The following is a 21,652-nucleotide window of genomic DNA, read 5'->3' as shown; positions in this document are numbered from 1 at the left end:
CCAAGGATTCTGGATTTTCAGTTCTTACGCAAGCATTTCTGATGCAGATGCCTAGACCACCCGCTTGGCTTCGCGCTTCTTGCGGCAATCTTCGCAGACTCCGTAGATCTGGAAGGTATGACGAGTGGGTGTGTAGCCGTGCTGGCGGCCGATTTCCTCTTCCAGGCGGCTTAACTCCGGCGAGAAGAATTCCACTGAACTGCCACACTCTGTACAGACCATGTGATGATGGCTGCGCCGGTTGTACTGGTGCTCGTAGCGGGAGATGCCGTCGTGAAACGCCACTTCACTGGCTAGTCCGCACTCGGTAAACAGTTTGAGCGTGCGATAGACCGTGGTGAATCCGATCTTGGGATCCTTCTTCTTGACCAGCCGGTGCAGTTCCTCGGTGGACAGGTGATCTCGGGTCTCCAGAAACGTCTTGAGGATCGCGTCCCGCTGCTCGGTGTGCTTCAGGCCGACTCGCTTGAGGTGCCGGTGAAGGATGTCCGAGGCCTCGCGCAGCATCTCGCGTGAAATCGAGGGCTGATCGTCGATTCGTTTGGGCAGCATGACAGGATGCCTGGGAAAAGTATCGAGAGCGCAAGCTGAGCCGCTCCGCCCCTGTTCTCAGCATACCACCCACCCGCCCCTCAACTTTCAGCAAAATCAACTCCGGCATCATGCCTGATCGCCTTATCGCCCCGAACTCCCTTGGACTTGCACGCGAAGCGTCTTGCCGAAGAGGTGGATCAATTCCTGCTCTCCCGCCGGCGTCAGGTGAACGATACGGCTCTGCTTCTCACGCCTGATCCAATGAGCATCCAGAAATCGCTGGCATATAGCGGCTCCCAACGCCCCGGCCAGGTGATACTGCCTCTCCGTCCAGTCGAGGCAGCGCCGGGCGAATGGGCGCCGAGCCTTTCGCAAAGACTCCAGATCAATCTGCCATCGCGCCAGCAAATCCTCGCCGCGGCGCGTGACCTCGTACTCCTCTTCGCCACGCGGAAGCAGCAGGCGATGGTGTTCCAATGCGGCGCTCAACTTCACTCCCAACTCTCCTGCAAGATGGTCATAGCAAGTTCGGGCATAGCACAGGTCACGGTTGGTGATTGAGAGCGGGTATCGCTGTGCCGTCGAAATCGTGCCCAGGGCTTCAATGGCATGCGCGATATCGGGGCTGGCAATGCGGTAAAAGCGATGGCGCCCTTCGCGCAACACTCTGAGAAAGCCACCCGCGAGCAACTGCGCCAGGTGCATGCTGGCTGACTGTGCCGAAACGTTGGCTGCACGCGCGAGTTCGCCCGCGGATAAGGGACGCGCATCCAGCAGGGCTGTCAGCATTGCGGCTCTTGCGGGATCGGCGATCAGCGCTGCCGTCGAGGCGAGCGGGAATTTCGTGTTCATATGCCTAAGATAACTCGCCCTGGCTATCCATGTTTCAGCTCAGGCTGAAATGTGGACGTCGGCGAATCTGAGCAAATCCGTCAGATTGTCGCCGCGTAGAAGGATCCTATGGGTCCACTTCACAGCCTGCCCGGGCGGCACCTGATCGTCATTTGCTGGAGGCCGCGGCCCCACTACAATGTCAGTTCGACCTGTCTATGGAAACCCAAAGCGTCGCTACCCCGCCTCGCAAGTCTGCGCATCCCGCACTTCGAGCTTTGTGGATGGTGCTCGTCCTGGCTGTGTTGGCGGCCGTTGGCCTGGGAGTATGGGCCTATTCCACCGCACGCGCTTCCCTTCCCCAGCTTGATGGTACGATCACCATTAATGGTCTGTCCGCCCCGGTGAAGGTCATCCGCGACCGCCAAGGCGTTCCGCACATAACCGCCGCCACGGTGGAAGATCTGATCTTTGCTCAAGGCTATGTGACCGCGCAGGACCGGCTGTGGCAGATGGATATGACCCGCCGCTATGCCGCGGGTGAAATGAGCGAGATCCTCGGCCGGCATCTTCTTGAGCACGACCGTCGGCAGCGAGTCCTGGGACTAAAGCACAACGCCGCTGTAGCTCTCGCCGCTGCGTCGGCTCGCGACCGTGGCTACATCGAAGCCTATGCCCGTGGGGTGAATGCTTTCATCGACAGCCACCTTGACCGGCTTTCGCCGGAATTCCGCCTGCTGCATTACTCTCCCGCACATTGGAAGCCGGAAGATTCGTTGCTGGTGGGGGAAAACATGCATCAGCTGCTCAATTTCTATTGGGTCAATGAGATGCTGGCGCGTGAGCGGGTGGCTAACAAACTGGGGCCGGAGCTTGCCGCTGAGCTTTATCCCAACTCTTCCTGGCGTGATCACCCTCCCGGCGCGGAGTCCGCGAGTTTGGAAGAACAGCCGGAAAAGAAGCCGTCTCCGAAAGAGAAAGCTGCTCCGGCGCCACGTGCGGCTTACCACTTCCCTGTCGCGGTTGATCCCGGACTTGTTCCCGGTTCCAACAACTGGGTCGTCTCCGGCGCACACACTGCTTCTGGGAAGCCACTGCTTTCGAACGATATGCACCTGCCGCACCAGATTCCCAATGTCTGGTACGAGGCCCATCTGGAGGCGCCAGGAATCAACGTTGCCGGCGTGACCTTGCCGGGCCTGCCGTTTGTCATTGTCGGCCACAATCAGCGGATCGCGTGGGGCTTTACTAATGTAGGTCCTGCAGTCACAGATCTCTTTGTGGAAAGTTTCCGAGACGACGGCCAGTACCTAACGCCTGACGGGTGGAAGCAGCCCGAGCATCGCCGTGAAGTGATTCACATCAAGGGCGAGGCAGACGAGGCCCTCGATGTTGTAATCACCCGCCATGGGCCGATTATCACTCCGGTACTGCCGGGCGAGTCGCGCGAGCTGGCGCTCAAATGGGTGCTTTATGATCCAGCGGCGGTCCAGGCGCCGTTCTTCGATATCAACACCGCACAAAACTGGCAGGAGTTCCTGCAAGCCTTTGCGCGCTTCGGAGGGCCTTCCCAGAACGTAGTGTATGGCGACGTCGACGGTCACATTGGGTATCACGCGACAGGGCTGATTCCGATCCGCGCCTCCGGCACCAACATCACGCCCGTCTCCGGGATCGACAACACTCACGAGTGGACTGGCTACATTCCATTCGACAAGCTGCCGTGGGTCTTCGATCCGCCCTCGGGGATTCTCGCCACCGCCAACGGGCGCATCACGCCGGATGGCTACCAGTACTATCTCAGCGGCGAATGGGGTGGACCGCAGCGAACAGAGCGCATCTATCACGTCCTGCAATCGGGCAAGAAGTTCACCCCAGCCGACATGCTCGCTCTGCAGCTGGATATCTATTCGGATTTTGATCGTTTCCTCGCGCAGCGCTTCGTGTACGCCATCGATCACAACGCCAGTGCCTCGGCGCGGGCTCGCCAGGCTGCGGACATTCTTCGTAACTGGGATGGCCGCGTCACCATTGATTCAGTAGCGCCGAATCTCACCCGGAGTGGCCGTCGCCAGTTGACGCGAATGATCCTGGAATCACGCCTGGGAGCAGCCCCGGAGGAAGGCGATTCCACGATTGGCTGGCGTGATTATCACTGGTTCATGTCGCTGGTGTGGCTGGAGACGTTGCTCATGCATCAGCCGCAGAAATGGCTCCCGCCAGATTTTTCAAGCTACGACGACCTGCTCGCGGCTGCCATGGAAGCCACAGTTCAGGGCGCGCGCGCTCCCAAGAACCTGAACTCCTGGCATTGGGCCGACCGCATGGCATTGGCTCCGACGCATCCTGTATTTGGCAGTATGCCCATCATTAACCGATGGGCCGGGCCGGGCCGCCATCCGCAATCGGGCAATGGCTTCACGGTCAAGCAAGTGGGAGCGAACTTCGGTCCGTCGGAGCGCCTGACCGTTGATTTTTCCAACCTCGACGCATCCACCCTGAACATCGTGAACGGACAATCGGGACACATACTAAGTTCCCACTTCGACGATCAGTGGGATGCCTGGTACAACGGAACCACGTTCAACCTACCGTTCTCAGATGGGGCAGTAGCACAAGCGAAAGAGCACGAGCTGACGCTGGCGCCAGGCAACTAGTAGTCAGCAATCAGCAGTCAGCCAAAAGCAAGTTTTCAGTCGGGATTCTTGACGTCAACGGCGTTGCCCACAATATCCAGCTGGTGTCTCTCATCCAGCGGCGTGCTCGAGTTCAGGTCGTAGACCAGCAACTTTCCCCCCTCGATGACATACACCACGTTTCGTTTGTCGATGGCGGTGAAGCCGGTCACGTCTCCCGGAGTGCAGAAGAAAGATTGCGCTACTACACAGGGGGCGATGATTGCGGTCTGCGCTCCCGTATCAAAGACTGTGAGGCACTGGGGCGTCGTGCAAGTACGCGCCCCGATGTACAGCTTGGTATTGACCAGCAACATGCGTGTGTGAAAGCCATCAGTGATGGCCACTCCAGAGTTCGAAACGCTTAGGCTGCCCGTATTCACCACGTCCAACTTGCCCGCTGCACCCGCTGTGCCCGCCACATAGAGATTGCCCGATGTGTCCATGGCGCCGACGGTCGCCGCCGACACATTCACCGATGCTCCAGGCGTGTTGCTCGACATATCCAGGACAGTGACTTTAGCGGTAGTTCCTCCACATTCTGGACCACAGCTCAAGATGTATGCCTTCGTGTCGTCACTGCTGAAGACTCCGTAGACAGGCCGATCGAACCCGGGAACGGTCGTAGCGGTGTGGGCGCTGGTGTCGATGACCGCCATCGAATCCGTGCCATCGCTGAATGCCAATGCGCGGTTCCCGTTGTGGCTCACGATTACGGTTTGCACGCTGGGCACGGGAATGGTGGCCGTAAGCGCAGGCGTGCTCGTATCCAATACCAGCACCGCGCCATTAGGCGCGCCCGAGACCGGCTCGTTTCGAACAGCTGCTAAAGCAGTCTTGTTGTCGGACAGAAAGGCCATGCTTTCGGTGAAGCTGCCTAATGTAACGCTTGCGACTACCGTCTCGGTAGTATTGTCGATCACGCTGATGGTGTTGGTAATGGAGCCAAAGGTGAGAGTCTTAGTCTTGTCAGGGCTGAGCGCCATCAGCCCTACGCCGGTGCTGACGGAAATACCGGCGCTCTTGGTCGAAAATTGATCGTTGTTGGCGTCAATGATCTGCATGTTGAAAGTCTGCGAGTTACTGACAAAGGCGCGATTCGACAGTCCACTCACGGTCGCACTATTGGAATCCCCACCTCCGCAGGAAACCAGCCAAATCAGGCTGCAGATCATGAAAAAGGAAGAGACTGCCTTTACCTTCAACCCGGACTCCGGCGCCAGTTTTGGACTCAATTGCGGTGATCGCGAACTACAAATATAACAGAACGAATAGGAACCTCTTCCCCGGCGCCCACCGTGGAACTGGCAAGATTCCTCTCTGTCATTTAGATTCTTAGAAGCAGCTTGATTCTCTACGTTTCGGCCAACATCGACTTATGCCTACCGATTTCATCTCCCTCTTGAATCAGCGGCCAATCCTTTGCGATGGGGCGATGGGCACACAACTTTATGCCCAGGGGATTTTCATCACCCGATGCTATGACGAGCTGAATCTGTCGCAGCCCGAGATAGTGCACGAGGTTCACCAGAGCTATCTCCAGGCCGGAGCAGAGATCATTGAAACCAACACCTTCGGCGGCAACTCGTTCCGCCTCTCACGTTATAGCCTGGGAGACAAGGTTCGAGAAATCAATCTGACGGGCGTGAAGCTTGCGCGTGAGGCAGCAAAGAGTTTCGACGCGTTCGTCGCCGGTTCCGTGGGTCCTCTCGGGGTACGCATCGAACCCTTAGGAAAAGTGGCGCTGCAGGAAGCGCGAGACGCATTTGCCCAACAAATTTCCGCTCTTGTCGAAGGGGGAGTTGATCTGTTGATTCTCGAGACCTTCGGCTATCTCGAGGAATTACACCAGGCCATATTGGCCGCGCGCGACGTTAACCCAAAAATCCCAGTGGTGGCACAGGTCACCATCGATGACGAAGGAGTCTGCCTGGATGGCGCCGCGGTGGAGATTTTCGGTCCCAAGCTTACTGAGTGGGGGGCGGACGTCGTAGGCTGTAATTGCAGCGTAGGCCCCGTCGTTATGCTCGAAGCTGTGGAGCGCCTGCGCTCGGTGACCAATGCACCCCTCTCCGCTCAACCTAACAACGGCATGCCGCGGTCGGTAGACGGCCGAAATATCTATTTGTGCTCGCCGGAATATATGGCCAGCTACGCCCGAAAATTTGTGGCGGCAGGTGTGCGCTTGGTGGGCGGTTGTTGTGGCACAACTCCCGAGCATATTCGCGCCATGAAGGCAGCCTTGCGCGTTGGCGAGGCGCGGGCCAGTACCTTTCCCATCGTAACCAAACCGAAGGTTGAGGCGCCGTTAGAAGTCGTGCCTCTGGCTCGACGTTCGAACGTAGGCCGCAAGCTGGCCAGGGGCGAATTCGTCACCATGGTTGAGGTTGTCCCCCCCAAAGGCACGGATGTAATCAAGGAAATTGATGGTGCCCGCTACTTGAAATCCGTGGGCGTTGACGCCATCAACATTCCTGATAGTCCGCGCGCCTCGGCACGCATGAGCAACCAGGCGCTTGCCATTCTTATTCAGCAAAGCGTAGGCATTGAGACGGTGTTGCATTATACCTGCCGAGACCGTAACGTACTCGGCATTCAGTCCGACCTTTTGGGAGCTTCGGCCATCGGCCTTCGCAACCTGATCTGCATTACCGGCGATCCGCCCAAGCTGGGCAATTATCCCGACGCAACCGCAGTCTTTGACGTGGATGCCATCGGGCTGGTCAACATTGTTCACAATCTGAATCTGGGGCTGGATCTGGGCGGCCACTCCATGGGCAGGGGTACCAGTTTTGTGATCGGAGTCGGCGGCAATCCCGGCGTTCCCAATCTGGATGAGGAGATTCGACGCTTCGAGTACAAAGTCGAGGCGGGGGCGGAGTATGCGGTGACGCAGCCGGTCTTCGACATTGAGCTGTTGCTGAAGTTCCTGAAGCGCATTGAACACTGCCGGGTTCCAGTGCTGGCGGGCATCTGGCCGCTGACCAGCGTGCGCAATGCAGAATTCATGAAAAACGAGCTGCGTGTCTCGATCCCTGACGAGGTGGTGGCGCGCATGGCTCGTGCCAGTAATCCCGAAGAAGCGCGCTCCGAGGGAGTAGCCATCGCGCGTCAGATGTTGCTGGATCTCCGTGGTCTGGTTCAAGGCGCGCAGATCAGCGCTCCGTTTGGCAAATACTCGGCCGCTGTGGATGTCCTCGAAGTTCTTGGCACCGCCGAGCGCGCCAGTGTCTGAGAGAAGATACTTCAATCTCTTGCACTCCAAGCTCTCTGACCCGAGGTGTTAAGGCACCCCTGCTCAGTGACCATTTATAATAAGTAATTCCGCATGCCGTTTTGCTTCCTCCTGTGGGCTGCTTCGGCGCCTGGATGCTGGAGGTCAACGGCTGCCGGCGGTTCCCTTTCAATGTCAATGGAGAGCATTGTTGTCCGTGGGGCTCGGGTTCATAACCTGAAGAACATCGACTTTGAAATCCCCCACAATACCCTGACTGTGGTGACCGGCGTCTCCGGCTCGGGGAAATCTTCGCTGGCCTTTGACACGATTTATGCCGAGGGTCAGCGGCGCTACGTGGAATCGCTTTCCGCCTATGCGCGGCAGTTCCTGGAGCGCATTGAAAAACCGGATGCCGACCTGATTGACGGCATTGCCCCCGCAGTCGCGATTCGCCAGAAGAACTCCACTCGCAATCCGAGATCGACGGTCGCGACCGCAACAGAGATTTACGACTATCTGCGCCTGCTGTTCGCGCGCGTCGGCCGCACCTTTTGCTCGCAGTGCGGTCAGCAAGTGAAGAAAGACACGGTCGACGAAGTAGCGGATGCGGTGCTTGCTCTGCCCGAGGGGACGCGTATCCAGATCCTGTTCCCCCTCCAGTTAACTGCCCCGCCGCCTCAACTCGAAAAGAAGGGACGCGGGCGAAAGAAAAATTCCGCGCCGCAGCCATCGCAGGCTGACTTGCTGAAGATCAAGCTATTCGAGTTGCGCAAGCGCGGCTTCAATCGGCTATATCAGAAGGGGGAGATCTTCGAATTCTCAACCCCTGAGTCTTTACTAAACGTAGACTTCAACCAGCCGGTATTTCTGCTGGTCGATCGTCTGTCGGTCTCGCCGGAAATTCGTTCGCGGCTGGTCGACGCTATTGAAACTGCCTACCGCGAAGCCAGCGAAGTCACTATTGAGGCTTTCACCGCTGACGGCGAGCCGAAAGCCTTCCGCTATTCGCAGCGCTTCGAATGCAAGAAGTGCGGGCTCAGATACGAAGAACCGGAACCGCGTCTGTTTTCTTTTAACAATCCGTATGGTGCCTGTCCCCGCTGCCAGGGGTTTGGGAATACCATCGATTTCGATCTCGATCTCGTAATCCCTGACAAGACGCTAACGCTCTCGCAGGGCGCAATCGAGCCGTGGACCAAGCCCAAATACAAGCCGTTCTACAAGGAATTGAAGAAATATGCCAAGCAGGTAAGCATTCCCGTCGACGTGCCGTGGTCTGAGCTTTCTGCTGAGCATCGCCAGATCATAGTGGATGGGGACGAAGAGTTTTGGGGAGTTCGCGGTTTCTTCGAACATCTTGAGCGCAAGAAATACAAGCTGCACGTCCGGGTATTTCTCAGCCGCTATCGAGGCTACTCGATCTGTACTACCTGTGGTGGCGCGCGGCTGCGTCCGGAGGCGCGGCTGGTGAAGGTCGCGGGCAAGGATATTTGTGACATCTGCCAGATGACAGTGGAAGAAGCCGCACAATTTTTCTCTACGCTCGAACTCTCGCCTAAGGAAAACGACATCGCCGGGAAGCTGCTGGAGGAGATTCGTGATCGTCTGCGTTTTCTCAACGAAGTAGGCCTGGAATACCTGACGCTGGATCGGCTGTCATCCACGCTTTCCGGCGGCGAAGCTCAGCGAATTCAATTAGCAACCTCGCTGGGATCGCGTCTGGTTGGCACTCTATACGTTCTCGACGAACCCTCCATCGGCCTTCACAGCCGCGACACCGAGCGCCTCATCAAAATTCTGGGCGACCTGCGAAATCTGGGAAACACTATCCTGGTAGTCGAGCATGATCCGGAAATCATGAGATCCTCGGACCGGATTCTGGATCTCGGCCCCGGGGCGGGTGAGCACGGCGGCCAGGTAGTAGCGGTCGGTACGTACGACCAGATCAAGAAAGCGCCGGGCTCGCTCACTGGCCGCTACCTGGCCGAGGAATTGCGGATCCAGCTCCCGGCGGCGCGTCGCGAGCCTGGTAAGGAAAAGCTTCAACTGATCGGAGCCAAAACTCACAATCTGAAGAATATCAATGTGACCATTCCGCTGAGAATGCTGGTCGCAGTGACGGGAGTTTCCGGATCCGGCAAATCAACCCTGGTCCATGATGTTCTCTACACCACCCTCGCTGCCGTCAAGCGGCAATCCAACGGCAGCGGACCTTCGCCCGGGGGGCTGGAAAAGCTCGAGGGTGCCCAACACATCGATGAAGTTGTTTTGGTCGACCAATCTCCGATCGGGCGCACGCCGCGGTCTAATCCGGTGACGTACATCAAGGCCTTCGATGCCATCCGCGATCTGTTTGCCTCGTTACCGGAGTCAAAGAAACGCGGATTTACTGCCGGGCACTTTTCTTTCAATATTCCCGGCGGCCGCTGCGAAACCTGCCAGGGAGACGGAACCGTTACCGTCGAGATGCAGTTCCTGGCAGACGTGGAGCTGATTTGCGAAGAATGCAAGGGCACGCGGTATAAGACTCAGGTCCTGCAGGTGCGCTACAAAGGCAAAAACATCCATGAAGTGCTGAATCTGACGGTGCGCGAGGCTCTGCACTTCTTCTCCGGTATCCCCAAAATCACCGACAAGTTGCGTGTGCTCGAGGAAGTGGGCCTCGGCTACCTGCGTCTGGGACAATCTGCCACTACTCTGTCTGGCGGCGAAGCCCAGCGCATGAAGCTGGCGGCGCATCTGCAACCGAAGCTGCGAGAACCAGTGCGCCACGAGCCGGAAGACGGCAGTGAGCGACCTCGGACCGGCCGAATCCTTTACATCTTTGATGAGCCGACTACCGGGCTGCACTTCGACGATGTCAGCAAGCTGCTGTCAGCTTTCCGCCGCCTGATCGAGACAGGCGGGTCGATCATCGTGATCGAACACAATCTCGACGTCATTAAGACTGCGGATTGGGTCATTGATTTGGGGCCCGAGGGTGGAGAGCGTGGCGGCTACGTGGTGGCGACTGGTACGCCCGAAGCCATTGCCAAATCTGCCAAATCCTACACGGGAAAATGGCTCGCCCGCATCTTATCTAATGGCTCCAGTAACGGGCGGCGCAACGGACTCAGAAACGGCGCCGCCGTGCAGAACTCTTACGTGGAGCAAGAGGCGGGTTAAAAGCGGAGAGGCTATCTCATAATTTGCCGAGGGATAAACGTCCGTTCCTCCCAGGGGCTAGAGCTCAGGATTTATGCAGCTCTGGAAGGCGCGGCTGAAGCCGCGCCTATCAAAACCGATTCATGAGATAGCTTCTGACTGTTAATTTCCGGGTCATGCTGAGCGAAGCGAAGCATCTCTGCATTTCGCGGCACAAGAATCTGGCAGGCTCATCTCCGTGCAGCGAGGTCAGGATTGCGTTAAAGCATATATCGCTGATCGTCGTTCTTCTCGTGTTTACCGCTTGCTCACTCGCTCAGTCAAGTCAGACGCACACCACGGTCCGCAAACACCGCGAGGCCGTTGACGATCCCATTGTCACTCCTGAGCTTCGCCAGGCGGAAGAGGCGCTCGACCATAAGGACTTCCCGGCTGCCGAGAAACTCCTCAATCAGGCGGTAGCTACCAATCCTTCCAACTATCGCGCCTGGTTTGACCTGGGCTTTCTCCTGAATGCCACTGGGCGGGAAAAGGAATCGATTGAGTCGTACCGCAAAGCTGTCACCACGAAGCCTGACTTGTTTGAGGCCAGCCTTAATCTGGGATTAATGCTGGCCAAAGCCGGAGATCCGGAAGCGGAAAAATACTTGCGAGCCGCCACTGCCCTGCAGCCCAGCTCGCAGCCGGAAAAGGGACTCGCTCGCGCTTGGCTCTCGCTGGGTCAGGTGCTCAAAGCCAGCAAGCCCAAGGAAGCACTGGCCGCTTTTCGACGTGCCGCCGAACTCGAGCCCAAGGATCCAGAGCCACACCTTTCCGCTGGAGTGCTGCTCGAACAGCAGAATGACTACGCCGGAGCAATGAAAGAATTCCAGCAGGCGGCGGATCTTGATCCAAACTCTGCCGAGGCGGTAGCCGGAGTGGCCAACGCCGCCATCAAGGCTCAGCAGCTCGACGTCGCCGAAGCCAGCCTGCGCAAATACCTGGCGCTTAATCCACAGAGCGCCACCGCTCACGTCCAGCTCGGCAGAGTGTTGGTTCTGCTGAATCGCGCTGGCGAAGGTCTGCCGGAGTTGGAGAAGGGTCTACAGCTTTCGCCTGGCGATCCCCCGGCGGAAAAGGAAATCGCCGCTATCTATACGCGTTTGCAGAACTACGATGAAGCTGCGCGTCACTTACAATCCGCCGTGCAAAGATCCCCCCAGGATCCCGAGTTGCGCGCCTTGCTGGGTGAATCACTGGTCAAGCTCAAGCGTTATCCTGAAGCGCAGGATCAATTCGTTCGCAGTCTCAAACTCAAACCCGACCAGGGCGATATTTACGGAGCGCTTGCCTTTGTAGCTTCACAGAACCAGAATTACCCCTTAACCCTTCAAGCCCTTGATGCCCGTGCCAAACTCTTGCCGGAGATCGCGAGTACCTATTTCTTGCGGGCAACCGCCTACGATCACCTGCGGAATTACAAGCTCGCCGCCGAGAATTATCATCACTTCCTCGAGGTGGCCGGCGACAAGTTTCCCGATCAGGAGTGGCAGGCCAAGCACCGGCTGATTGCTATCGAGCACAAGCGATGAGCGCGAGAACACATTTCATCATTCTGCTGCTGCTCCTGTCGGTTGCGGGGCTATCAAGTGCGCAGTCGCTGGAGGAGATGAAGGCTCGGGCAGAGGCTGCCGGCGGCACTAAACAGATCGAGCTTTATGCTGATCTGGCCAGGAAAGCTCTTGAGGTCGCAGATCAGGAATACACTTCCGGCAACGTGGCCCAAGGCCAGGCCCATTTTTTCGATTCGGCAACTTATGCGGAGAAGGCCAGCGAGGAAGCTCGACAGTCCGGAAAACGGCTGAAGCAAACTGAGATTTCTCTGCGCAAGCTAGCCGAGAAAATGCAAGAAATCAAGCGTTCTCTCAGTGTGGAAGACCGCAGTCCCATCGAGCCCGCTATCCAGCGGGTGGAGCAGGCTCGTAACAAACTACTGGAAAGAATGTTTGGCAAGGAGGCGAGGTGAAAATCGCGAAGCCCATTCTGGCGGCGAGTCTGCTTCTCAGCTCGGCCCTACCACCGATGGCACAGCGCCGCGATGCACTGACTGACGCAGAGAGCGATCAACTGCGCGAGGTGGCGCAGGAACCCCTGCAACGATTGCCCATGATCGTCAAGTTTGCCCGCGTCCGCTTGGACAAGCTCGATTATGTTCGTGCCGATCCCGCTGAGGAAGAGAAGAACAAGAAGATTCACGACCTGCTGGACGATTTCCGCAGCCTCATTGATGAGCTCGACGACAACATCGACGATTACAACTCCCGGCGTCTCGATCTACGAAAACCTCTGAAGCTGGTTGTTGAGGGCGAAACGGAATTTCAAAACCGCCTGCGTGCCTTCAAAGAAGCCACTGCCAAGGACGAGACTTCCGCGGCTCGCGAGTACGGCTTCGCGCTGCAGGACGCAATCGAAGCCGTCAATCTCAGCGTCGAGGATGCCCGCAAACTACTCGCGGAACAGACTGAGCTGATGAAAGCCAAAGAGAAGCGCGAAAAAGAAAAGGAAAAAGCGCGGTGAAGCCGGCCCTGCTGGAAACCTTTGAGACTGCCTACCGGGAGTTGCGTCCTCGAGCTGCCATACCCCAGATCCGGGTCGAGTTCTTTCCCTTTGCCAATATCAACAACACTATCCGGCTACGAGACGGCGTCCTGCTGGTCAGAATTTCGGATTTGCTGGAAGGTGCGCCGCAAAGTGTTCTCCACGCCATCGCCCATATTCTTCTGGCCAAGATCTACCGCAAGCCCATAGCGGATGCGCACGCGGTTCGCTATCGGCGACACATCGGCAGTCACGAGATTTCCGAAAAGGCTCATCTGCTGAGGGGCATGCGCGGCCGCAAGAAGATCGAGGGCGCTTTAGGGAACGTATACGACTTGGAGGCGATTTTTGAGGACTTGAATTCACGTTTCTTTTATGGGTTGCTGGCCCGTCCGCAAATGACCTGGAGCCAGAATCACTCCCGCAACGCACTTGGCCATTACGATCCTGCGCACAATACCATCGTGGTCAGCCGCGTTTTTGACCATGTCGATATTCCCAGATATGTCGTGGAATACATCGTGTATCACGAAATGCTGCACTTGAAGCATCCTGTAAAACTGCGCGGCAGCCGGCGCTGCGTCCATTCGCAGCAGTTTCAGGAAGAGGAGAAGCTCTATCCGCAGCTGGCAGAAGCGAAGAAATTTCTGAAGCTCATCTGACCAGTAGTATGCCTGCGCACTACCTGGAAATCGTAGCAGTTTGGAGAAGCGGATGAGCCCCGCACACGCTCTTGTATTGACATTGATGCTGATTGCATCGTGCGCTTCTGTGCAAGCCCACATGGAGTACCGAGATATGCGTATCCTGAGCAGTGGCGACATCGGGTTCATCCATGCGCTCCAGGTTCACCGGCAAGCTGAAGAATGGTCAGCCATGGGATTTCTGGTTACGCGCAACCAGCGGGGTGCAGAAAATCAATGGCACATTGGCTGATCGTTCACGATCACATCTCGGTTCCCATCGACTTCGAAACCGGCAAAGCGGTGCTGAACCTCAAGCCCTGAAGGCGTGCCTTTTACCTTATCGGACCTTCGATCTTTCAACGTGCCGCCGAGCTCCTGGATTTGGCGACGATTTCGTGTACGGGCTTATTATCTGCATAGACGCGCCATTCCTTTACTAAGTCCTGTTCCACCACGGCAAACCAGGCGGCTGGAATACGCCATTGGTTTTCCGGTGGAAGCTTTCCGTTCGCGGCAATCGTTCCTCCCGCTGCTCCGAAAATACCTACTAAATTTTCCTGTTGAAACACCTTTTCGTGAGAAACCCAGTAGTCAGGGCAAAGCGCGTAATAAGCGCGTAATAAGCGCGTCATGCCGTCCGCATCTTCTCGCGGCCTCGAACAGCCTGTCCCAGCGAATCGATGAAGATGTGGTCTTCCGTCATCATCGCCGAGAGCTGGTCAACATTGTGCTCGTTAATTAACTCCAGAAACCGCAACACCGTCTCAATAGCACTCATTCTCAGCCTCGCTGCCACGTCGCCCGATCACCATTCGCATTTGCTTCTTGCTCGATTTCCCCTTCATTTCTACCGACACTTCCCCCGATCGTCATTCTTGCCAAACCCGACCGACTCTAGTTCATGCGATCCGACTTCCTACTTCGCCAGCTCTCTCTTCTTACTCGCCGTTGACCCGCTTCGCCCGCAGAGCGTATCATCTTAAGTTGAAATTGAAATTCATTTTCAAAAAAGTCCAGCTCGCTCTTGAACCGTTAATCCCCGTTATTACTTGAGGATCACAGTTCATGCTCCAGGCCCTAGTCGTTACCCTGCGTGAGGGTGTTGAGGCGGCCCTGATTGTAGGGATCGTTCTCGCCTATCTCAGCAAGATCGGTCGCCCCGACCTCAAGCGCTTCGTCTACTCGGCGCTCGCTGCGGCCTTTGTGGGCAGCCTCACGGTAGCAGTCGTGCTCTCCCGCCTCCGACTCAACCAGGACATCTTTGAAGGCTGGATCATGCTGGTGGCCGCGGTCTTTGTTGTCACCATGATCATCTTTATGATGCGCACAGCCTCGCGCCTAAAGGGTGAAATCGAGGCTCGCGTCGGGTCGCTCGCCTCGACCGGCTCTAAAGTCGGCCTCTTTGCCTTTGTTTTCCTGATGGTATTGCGCGAGGGAGTAGAGACCGTGCTCATTCTCTCGGCCGTCTCCCTGAATTCTTCGGACCTGCAGAGCTTGCTGGGTACCCTCATCGGGGTGTCGCTGGCTGTGCTCTTTGGTGTCACATTCGTCAAGGGCAGCGTACGCATCGATCTGCGCAAATTCTTCCGTGTGACCACGGTCATTCTATTTTTTGTCGCATTTCAGCTTTTGATTTCCGGCCTGCATGAACTTTCTGAAAACGGCGTGCTTCCCTCTTCCCGCCAGGAGATGGCCCTGGTTGGTCCCATTGTGCGCAACGATGTCTTTTTCTTTGTCACAATTCTCGTGTTGGCGGCAATGATGGTGCTGTTTGAATATCGCCGGCGCCAGACGACATCTCCGATCACCGCCTCGAATGCGGAGCGTCGCAAGGCGGAGCTAGGCTTTCGGCGCGAGCGCTTATGGATGGGTGCGGTCTACGTCACCTCGTTCCTGTTCATCCTGCTGGTAACCGCCGAGTTCATCTATGCCAAGAGCACTACTTCCCTTTCGCCCGCAACGCCGGTTGTATTCACGAACGGCGAAGTGCGAATTCCAGTGAAGGATGTCGGCGACGGCGATCTGCACCGCTACTCAGCACAAATCAACGGCACCGAAGTGCGTTTTTGGATCATGCAGAAGCCCGACGGCAAATTTGCTGCCGTGTTTGATGCTTGCACAATTTGTGGTCCCGCTGGTTTCTACCGCGGCGACAATGGCGTGATCTGTAAGAACTGCGCGGCGCCTGTCAATCTGCAATCCGTGGGGAAGCCAGGCGGCTGCAACCCCATCCCGCTCGATGCCGCCCAACAAAACGGAGACCTGGTTATTCAGGAAGCCGCGTTCAGCGCGGGAGCACACTGGTTCAAGCGCTGAGATTTAAGTACGAAGTACGATCGGGTGAAGCACGAATTGGGCATCCGTCGTTATGGGTTTTATTTCTAACTTCAGCCGATCTGATTTCTAACTTGCTTCGCCCGATCTGACTTTCACACTTGAGATTGGGTGCTGACTAGTGATTGCTTATGTTTGTTCGCCTCGTTTACGAATCCTTTCGCCGCCAGCGGCGCAGGAAGCTGCTGGCTGGAGCGGCAGTGAGCCTCGGGATCGCCGTCGCCACGGCGATGATCGCCATCGCTACTGACGTTGGCGACAAAATCAGCCGCGAGCTTCGGGCCTACGGCGCTAATCTGGTCGTCTATCCTGATACCAAGACGCTCGCTGTAAACGTGAACGGAGTCGATCTCAAGCCGGTTGGGGAAACTGAATTTCTCCGCGAGTCGGATCTGCCGGCGATCAAGGGCATCTTTTGGCGCAACAATATTGTCGGTTTTTCGCCGATGCTTCCGGTCGACGTTAAGGTGGGCCCGCAGCAGCGCTCAGTTCGCCTGATCGGCACTTACTTCCGCAAGCAGCTCTCTTTTGGCAAGGATAACTTCGTCGCCGGGGTAGAGATGACGCACCCCTGGTGGAAGGTTGCCGGATCATGGCCTGGGGATTCGCCCTCGAATCCGTCTGACCGTGAAGCTGGGGACAGGCGGAATCGCCTGTCTCACGCGGCTGAGGTTCTTCTCGGCGAAACCCTCGCACATCAACTCAGCCTGAAAGCCGGCGGCAACATTCAAATTGCTGATCGCCAGCTTAACGTCAGCGGGATCCTCTCTAGCGGCGGCGACGAAGATGGCGCCATCGTCGCCCCACTCGCGCTGGCGCAAGACATCCTTCATCAGCCTGGTGCGGTCGGCCAGGTGTACGTCAGCGCGATCACTAAACCGGAGGACGATTTCGCGCGCCGGGATCCCAAGACCATGTCGCCGGAGCTGCGCGACCGTTGGTATTGCTCTCCTTATGCCACTTCCATTGCATTCCAGCTGCAGGAAGCAATTCCTCACTCCCGTGCAGAGCAGATTCGCCAGGTCGCGCAGAACGAAGGGCGAGTGCTGTCGCGAATTCAAGGCCTCATGCTGCTGATGGCCCTGGCCGCGCTGCTGGCATCTGGCCTGGCTGTCTCTGCGGCGATGGCAACGGCCATCCTCGAGCGCCGCACCGAAGTTGGGCTCATGAAGGCACTGGGAGCCAGCAACCGCGCCATCATTTCTCTCTTTTTTACTGAGGCTGGTCTGCTTGCGCTCTCAGGGGGAGCTATTGGCTACGGATTCGGTTCGTTGCTGGCGCATCAGATCGGACGGTGGGTATTCGATTCGCGAATCAACGTGCAGCCTGTGCTGCTTCCGCTGGTGATTGCGATTGCGGTGCTGGTGACTTGTGCCGGAAGCGCCCTCGCCATCCGTCGCGCGGTGCATTACGATCCCGCTCTCGTGCTGCGAGGTGATCTGTGAAAGCGGGCGGCCAGCGGCGGTCAATGTTCCTGCGCATGTTGCTGCGCGCGTGGCTGGTGCAGCCCGGTCGTATGGCCTTGGCGTTCCTGGCGGTAGTCATTGCGGCCAGCATCGTCAGCACTAGCTTCAATCTCTACCTCGGCTCTCAGACTAACCTGCTGAGTGAATTTCGTAACTACGGGGCCAATGTGATCGTCACCGGCAGGGATGGTGGGCAGCTACCGGTAGCTGCCCTGGATCGCATGCAACCATTGCTGCCGCCCGGCAGTCTTGCGGTCGAATTCAGCTATGCCGTCGCCCGAACCCACAGGGGCCAGGCGGTTGTGGTGGCCGGCGTGGATTTCGACAAGGTGCGCCAGCTGAACTCGTGGTGGTCTGTAAATCACTGGCCCCGGGCGGACCTCCCGGGCGCTTCCCTTCTGGGATCGCGCCTGGCACCGATGCTGTCGCCGAAGGGCGAGAGCTTCGAGCTGAGCTTTGACCACAGGTCCATCCAACTCGCGGGCGGCAGCGTCCTGCGTACCGGCGGTGACGAGGATCAGCGCGTCTATCTACCTATGCAAGAATTTATCGGGCGGACCGGCGTTCGGACTTCGGTGATCGAGATCGCGGTGAATGGGTCTCCGGAAGAGATCACAGCCACGCTCAGGGAACTGAGTGCCGCACTGCCTGAGGCTGACGTTCGGCCCATCCAGCAGATGGTCGATGCCGAAGCCAGGGTGCTGGACAAAACCCACGGGCTGGTGGCAGCATGCTCCACCTTGATCATCATCACCACAGTTCTTTGTATGCTGTCGACGCTCACCAGTTGGGTTCTCGATCGGCGCAAGGATTTCGCGGTCATGAAGGCTCTTGGCGCCTCCGACCGGTTGGTGAATCTATTTTTTGCAGCGCAAGCCGGCATCATGGGAGTTTTAGGCGGTTGCACCGGGTTCTTAATAGGAGTTGGCCTTGCTCAATGGATTGCCCGGGTCAACTTCCATGCCGGCATCGCTACGCGTCCCGCGGTCTTTCCGGCAATCGTGCTGGGCAGCATAGCTTTGGCGCTGGCAGCTACCGTGGTTCCGCTGTCATTATTGCACCGCGTTGAACCCGCGGCCATGCTCAGGGGAGAATAGGATCGAGAGAAAATGATCGAGCTTCGTCAGGTAAGCCAGCTTTACCCCGCGCGCGCCGCCGCAAACAAACACGGCGGCGAAAAGCCTGTTCCAATGCTGCGCGCTCTGGATCAGGTATCGCTGCGTGTGGAAGCAGGCGAGTGGCTGGCGGTGATCGGGCCCTCGGGCTCCGGCAAATCCACGCTCGTCAACCTGATCGGCTGCCTTCATCGTCCAACCTCCGGAGAGATCTGGCTCGATGGGCAAAACCTCTCCACCGTTTCTTCCGCAGAACGTAACCGTATTCGCGCGGAAAAGATCGGATTCATCTTCCAATCCTTCCATCTGATTCCCTATCTGACAGCCCTTGAGAACGTCATGCTGGCGCAATACTTCCATAGCCTGACCGACGAAGCTGAAGCTTTGGAAGCTCTAGAGCGCGTCGGTTTGAAAGACCGCGCACAGCACTTGCCGGCGCATCTTTCTGGCGGAGAGCAGCAGCGAGTCTGCATTGCTCGCGCACTGATCAACGATCCCAAGATCGTGCTCGCTGACGAGCCTACCGGCAACCTCGACGCCCGCAATGAAGAACTGGTCTTGCGCCTGCTGCGCGAACTGCACCGGCAAGGACGCACCATCATCATGGTTACGCATGATCCGCTGGTGTCGCGACTGGCGGATCGGCGGGTGGAACTGCATCACGGCCGCATCGTTACTCAGGAAGCCTTTGAGATGGGTGACGAGGAGCAGTTCGACGAAATTCTGGAAGAGATGTGGGTGTGGGAAGAAGCCGGCGCGGTCGCCGAAGTCGGCCTGATGGAGGTGCACGGCACACTGTCGCTGTCGATGGCGGTCGAGAAGATGACCGAGTTGGGTTTGGTCACCACCCGGCAGCACCCCGGGCACAAGCACGATTACCCTCCTGTCGTGAATCCCTGCCACGACACCCTGCGGCCAGCGGACAATCTGCCTGTTGATGGGGATCTGGTGATCGAGTTCACTGACAGAGGCCGTAAGCGCGCTGAGGACGTAATTCGCCGTCATCGCCTGGCCGAGCGCCTGTTCATCGAGAGCCTGGGCATGCAGAACCAGGAAGAGATTGCGGAGCAGGCTTGCAAATTCGAGCACATCCTTTCGCCGGAAGCGACGGAAAAAATTTGCTCTTTTCTGGGACATCCGGAGACTTGCCCACACGGTGCGACAATTCCGCCGGGGCCCTGCTGTAGTGGCCGTAGGATGGCCGGGGCCAAGGGCACGGTCACACAAAGCCACAAGCAACGTTAGGGCGCGGGACGGTGGCCCCCTCTAATTGCGTTTTTCGACTGTGCAAGTTCTTGCAGTCGTCGTTGCGATTTGTTTCATACATGCTTTTTTAACATTGGCGAGTCTTGACAGGGCTTCCTTCCGAGCGCATTCTTCCTTCCAATTCCCTATCTCGTGAAACATACCTCGTAAGGCCCCAAACCGAGTTGTCCGGCCACAGCACTAAAAGGAGGCAGTTGATGAACACAGGCGCCCAATCGTTGATACGTGTGTTTCTCCTGACCGCCGCGGTAGTGCTTCTAATATGCGCGGCTTGCTTGCCGGGGTGGGCACAGTGCACTACCCCGTGCACCGACGTTTACCAGGATACTTACTTTCTGAATAACAACACCGCCGTGGATGTGCAAATCGAGATCGTGAACCCCGGGTTGCAGGGAGGCCCCAGACTGCGCAGTACTCAGGGCTATCTCTGTGCCGACATCTACGTATTCGACGCACAGCAGGAAATGGAAGAGTGCTGCCACTGCCCGATTTCCCCCAATGGCCTGCTAGTGCTTTCGCTGAAGAACAACCTGGTGCAACATGTGCTCAGGCCGCCGACACCATATAACGGCGTGATCAAGATCGTTTCCGATGCGTACAGCAACTGCTCCGAGCTTGCTCCGGTGCCAACCCCGGACTTGAACGCCTGGGCAACCCACCTTCATGGGGCGGCTGGCGGAGTGCTGATTCCCACGGAAGCTTCGTTTACTTCCACGCCTCTGTCGCAGAGTGAGCTGAGCACGCTCGGCACTACTTGCCTGTTCGTGCAGCAATTGGGCAGCGGCGCTGGCGTTTGCACCTGCGGAACTGGCGGTTAAGCAGTCTAAGATTCCTCGGCAACGAGACCGCTCCTTTGGAGCGGTCTTTTTTTGCCCGTGTGGCGCGGACACTCCTGTCCGCGGGAGTTTGGGAATAGCGTTCTTGATCCGAAAGTCTGCCCAGCCACTCAACGTGCAGCTCGCTCGAGGATGCGAAACTGCTGGCCCGTTACCAGGAAGCGATGCGATAGCAGAAGAACGCCGCGCGCCTGGCTAAGGCCTGGGTCCCCGAGATAAGACCCCGATCACGTCCAATCCGAATATTGGACTTTCGGCCCTTATTGTTTGGGAGACTCTTTCGGCAGAGTTTTGGGATCATCGTTCTTTGGCTTGTTTTCGTAGATGGAGTATTCCTTCTGCGGCGGGTTCAGTTTCACTTCGATAATTTTGCTCGGCTCATTGATGTCATAGTCCTGCCCGAACGTCTGAAAGCCGGGCGCCAGTACCTGGATTCTCAACTTACCGTAAGGCACACTGTTGAACGCGGCATTGCCGTCGGAATCAGTCTTCAGTTCGATCCCGCCAGATTCCTGCTTCCCCTTCTTGTCTACCGGATGCAGAACGACAGCTGCGTTGCGTACAGGCTTACCGTTGCTCGCCCTGAGAACTTTGAAACTAAGATCGCAGGCTTTCGATTTTTCACCCGCAACCAGAGCAATCCCTCCCCAACTCAGGACAAGAATCAGCAGCAAGGCGAGAACCAGGGCACGAATCTTCATAGCTCAGAATTCTAAGCAGAGGTTTCCGGTGTTGCAATTCTCAGCCTGTGCCAAGCTTCCTCCGCGCGGACGTGAAACTGTAATTATCGCTATCGAAAATTGCGATGCATGTAATATACAGTAAATAAAGCTACTTACGTTGACTTCTGCCGCTTATGAGCTAGTTGTACTCAACCTCTTGACAAGTCCTGTGGCCTTTCTTTTAGAATTAGCACTCGATGGCGTGGAGTGCTAGTAGCTCCTCGACGCCGTCTGGCCAACTTCCCAAAT

At 57.2% G+C, this 21,652-nt stretch carries 19 protein-coding genes; 13 read left to right on the top strand and 6 right to left on the bottom strand.

Features of this window, described 5'->3' with window-relative positions:
* Nucleotides 1-51 precede the first annotated feature (51 nt).
* Complete coding sequence (locus VEG30_12690) at nucleotides 52-552, bottom strand: Fur family transcriptional regulator (protein HXZ80784.1); 501 nt, start codon at nucleotides 550-552, stop codon at nucleotides 52-54.
* A 123-nt stretch (nucleotides 553-675) separates the two neighbouring features.
* On the bottom strand, nucleotides 676-1,386 hold the full coding sequence (locus tag VEG30_12685; protein HXZ80783.1) for a helix-turn-helix domain-containing protein: 711 nt from the start codon (nucleotides 1,384-1,386) through the stop codon (nucleotides 676-678).
* Nucleotides 1,387-1,583: 197 nt separating this feature from the next.
* Here VEG30_12685 and VEG30_12680 point away from each other — a divergent pair, with 197 nt between their 5' ends.
* Complete coding sequence (locus VEG30_12680; GenBank protein ID HXZ80782.1) at nucleotides 1,584-4,022, top strand: penicillin acylase family protein; 2,439 nt, start codon at nucleotides 1,584-1,586, stop codon at nucleotides 4,020-4,022.
* Between the two features lie 35 nt (nucleotides 4,023-4,057).
* On the opposite strand, the gene VEG30_12675 is transcribed toward VEG30_12680, so the two are convergent.
* Nucleotides 4,058-5,275 (bottom strand): YncE family protein, encoded by a 1,218-nt coding sequence (locus tag VEG30_12675; GenBank protein ID HXZ80781.1) that lies wholly within the window; start codon nucleotides 5,273-5,275, stop codon nucleotides 4,058-4,060.
* Between the two features lie 143 nt (nucleotides 5,276-5,418).
* Here VEG30_12675 and VEG30_12670 point away from each other — a divergent pair, with 143 nt between their 5' ends.
* The 7 genes from VEG30_12670 to VEG30_12640 all read left to right on the top strand — a co-directional run bounded on the left by VEG30_12670 (nucleotide 5,419) and on the right by VEG30_12640 (nucleotide 13,914).
* A complete protein-coding gene (locus VEG30_12670) occupies nucleotides 5,419-7,275 on the top strand; it encodes a bifunctional homocysteine S-methyltransferase/methylenetetrahydrofolate reductase (protein HXZ80780.1) in 1,857 nt (618 codons plus the stop codon).
* A 171-nt stretch (nucleotides 7,276-7,446) separates the two neighbouring features.
* Complete coding sequence (gene uvrA, locus VEG30_12665) at nucleotides 7,447-10,422, top strand: excinuclease ABC subunit UvrA (protein HXZ80779.1); 2,976 nt, start codon at nucleotides 7,447-7,449, stop codon at nucleotides 10,420-10,422.
* Between the two features lie 155 nt (nucleotides 10,423-10,577).
* Nucleotides 10,578-11,972 (top strand): tetratricopeptide repeat protein, encoded by a 1,395-nt coding sequence (locus tag VEG30_12660; GenBank protein HXZ80778.1) that lies wholly within the window; start codon nucleotides 10,578-10,580, stop codon nucleotides 11,970-11,972.
* Nucleotides 11,969-12,406, top strand: coding sequence for a hypothetical protein (locus VEG30_12655; GenBank protein HXZ80777.1), 438 nt, complete (start codon nucleotides 11,969-11,971; stop codon nucleotides 12,404-12,406). Before VEG30_12660 ends, VEG30_12655 begins: the two co-directional genes overlap by 4 nt.
* Nucleotides 12,403-12,957 carry a hypothetical protein gene (locus VEG30_12650; protein ID HXZ80776.1) on the top strand — a complete coding sequence of 185 codons (555 nt, stop codon included), beginning with the start codon at nucleotides 12,403-12,405 and terminating at the stop codon, nucleotides 12,955-12,957. The genes VEG30_12655 and VEG30_12650 overlap by 4 nt, the downstream gene beginning before the upstream one ends.
* Nucleotides 12,954-13,640: a M48 family peptidase gene (locus tag VEG30_12645; protein ID HXZ80775.1), complete on the top strand. Its 687-nt coding sequence runs from the start codon at nucleotides 12,954-12,956 to the stop codon at nucleotides 13,638-13,640. Before VEG30_12650 ends, VEG30_12645 begins: the two co-directional genes overlap by 4 nt.
* 52 nt (nucleotides 13,641-13,692) lie before the next feature.
* Entirely contained in the window at nucleotides 13,693-13,914 is a 222-nt protein-coding gene (locus tag VEG30_12640; protein HXZ80774.1) for a hypothetical protein, read from the top strand.
* Nucleotides 13,915-14,020: 106 nt separating this feature from the next.
* Here VEG30_12640 and VEG30_12635 read toward each other — a convergent pair whose 3' ends face one another.
* Together VEG30_12635 and VEG30_12630 are read right to left on the bottom strand one after the other, a co-directional pair.
* On the bottom strand, nucleotides 14,021-14,296 hold the full coding sequence (locus VEG30_12635) for a hypothetical protein (protein HXZ80773.1): 276 nt from the start codon (nucleotides 14,294-14,296) through the stop codon (nucleotides 14,021-14,023).
* Nucleotides 14,293-14,442, bottom strand: a complete 150-nt coding sequence (locus tag VEG30_12630) for a nuclear transport factor 2 family protein (GenBank protein HXZ80772.1) — start codon at nucleotides 14,440-14,442, stop codon at nucleotides 14,293-14,295. The genes VEG30_12635 and VEG30_12630 overlap by 4 nt, the downstream gene beginning before the upstream one ends.
* A gap of 287 nt (nucleotides 14,443-14,729) precedes the next feature.
* On the opposite strand from VEG30_12630, the gene VEG30_12625 reads away from it, so the two are divergent.
* From VEG30_12625 to VEG30_12605, 5 genes are all read left to right on the top strand, one after another.
* Nucleotides 14,730-15,980, top strand: coding sequence for a Fe-S-containing protein (locus VEG30_12625; protein HXZ80771.1), 1,251 nt, complete (start codon nucleotides 14,730-14,732; stop codon nucleotides 15,978-15,980).
* A 149-nt stretch (nucleotides 15,981-16,129) separates the two neighbouring features.
* Nucleotides 16,130-17,443: an ABC transporter permease gene (locus VEG30_12620; protein ID HXZ80770.1), complete on the top strand. Its 1,314-nt coding sequence runs from the start codon at nucleotides 16,130-16,132 to the stop codon at nucleotides 17,441-17,443.
* Nucleotides 17,440-18,561, top strand: a complete 1,122-nt coding sequence (locus VEG30_12615) for an ABC transporter permease (protein HXZ80769.1) — start codon at nucleotides 17,440-17,442, stop codon at nucleotides 18,559-18,561. Before VEG30_12620 ends, VEG30_12615 begins: the two co-directional genes overlap by 4 nt.
* Before the next feature lie 12 nt (nucleotides 18,562-18,573).
* Nucleotides 18,574-19,824, top strand: a complete 1,251-nt coding sequence (locus VEG30_12610; protein ID HXZ80768.1) for an ATP-binding cassette domain-containing protein — start codon at nucleotides 18,574-18,576, stop codon at nucleotides 19,822-19,824.
* Nucleotides 19,825-20,042: 218 nt separating this feature from the next.
* On the top strand, nucleotides 20,043-20,663 hold the full coding sequence (locus VEG30_12605) for a hypothetical protein (GenBank protein ID HXZ80767.1): 621 nt from the start codon (nucleotides 20,043-20,045) through the stop codon (nucleotides 20,661-20,663).
* Nucleotides 20,664-20,941: 278 nt separating this feature from the next.
* On the opposite strand, the gene VEG30_12600 is transcribed toward VEG30_12605, so the two are convergent.
* Complete coding sequence (locus tag VEG30_12600; GenBank protein HXZ80766.1) at nucleotides 20,942-21,382, bottom strand: carboxypeptidase-like regulatory domain-containing protein; 441 nt, start codon at nucleotides 21,380-21,382, stop codon at nucleotides 20,942-20,944.
* Between the last annotated feature and the right edge of the window lie 270 nt (nucleotides 21,383-21,652).

The organism is Terriglobales bacterium (genome assembly GCA_035624455.1).
GTDB lineage: Bacteria > Acidobacteriota > Terriglobia > Terriglobales > Acidobacteriaceae > DASPRM01.
The sequence above is the reverse complement of the archived record's forward strand: the minus strand, read 5'-3'. Positions and strand labels throughout refer to the sequence as shown.